Annotated in this window: 1 protein-coding gene; it reads right to left on the minus strand. The window is 44.6% G+C overall.

The window, feature by feature from the left end; genetic code table 11:
• Positions 1 to 243 precede the first annotated feature (243 nt).
• Positions 244 to 726: a hypothetical protein gene (locus FFR48_RS28195; RefSeq protein WP_137669608.1), complete on the minus strand. Its 483-nt coding sequence runs from the start codon at positions 724 to 726 to the stop codon at positions 244 to 246.
• Positions 727 to 794: the final 68 nt, after the last annotated feature.

Below are 794 nucleotides of genomic sequence, written 5' to 3' on the forward strand. Positions count from 1 at the left end.
GGGGAGAGGAGGTGGAGGCGCGGGCGTGTGGCGAGGCGCGGGGGGCAGGGGGGCGGGGTGCGGGGGGCTGGGGACTGGGGAGTGGGGACTGGTGACTGGGGACTGGTGACTGGGGACTGGGCATTGGGCATTGGACTTTATTAGATTATTAATCTTCCCCTGCCTCTCCTGCCTCCTGCCTCCTGCCTCCTGACTCCTGACTCCTGACTCCTGACTCCTTGAACTCCTCGATCTACTCGATCTTCATTCTTCCTCAAAGCTATGGGTTTTAAACTTTAAGGTGCGACAATTTTCGTTAACGGTACGCAAAATATGATCTGGTACTGGTTCTGATAATTGTACTTGAATTTCTAAGGTAATCTGTACATTGGCATCTACTAAACCGGTTAAATGTTGTAATACTTCTTGAGAAATTTCGTTCACATCTCTGGAAACCCTCACAGGATCTAAATCTACAACACCATAAAACCGACGCAGTTGTTTCTGTGGTTGTTTTTGTTCTTTTTCGCCGATAGTATAACCGATATTACTATTTCTATCTTCTACTTTCAAGGATGTATTACCACTATGGAAATTGGCATTTTCTGATTTCTCTATTGTTGATATTTGACTTTCTTTAATTGCTGTATCTGCTTGAATTTGTTTTAAGGCTATATCGGGTTTAACTACTAGACCTGTCCGAAAATTAAAAAGGCAGTCTGTGTATGGCTTTGAGGATGTTCTCATTTCAGCCAGACTTGACGTAATCATCAGGGCTAGAGATAGTTACTGTTAGTATAGCCCGGAAAAAATGC

Origin of the sequence: Sphaerospermopsis reniformis (genome assembly GCF_005402885.1) — a bacterium.
In the GTDB taxonomy this organism is placed as follows: Bacteria; Cyanobacteriota; Cyanobacteriia; order Cyanobacteriales; family Nostocaceae; genus Sphaerospermopsis; species Sphaerospermopsis kisseleviana.

What these genes read in the sequence shown, in the direction of transcription:
- FFR48_RS28195 (WP_137669608.1), bottom strand. Translation starts at nt 726, where the DNA reads ATGAGAACATCCTCAAAGCCATACACAGACTGCCTTTTTAATTTTCGG.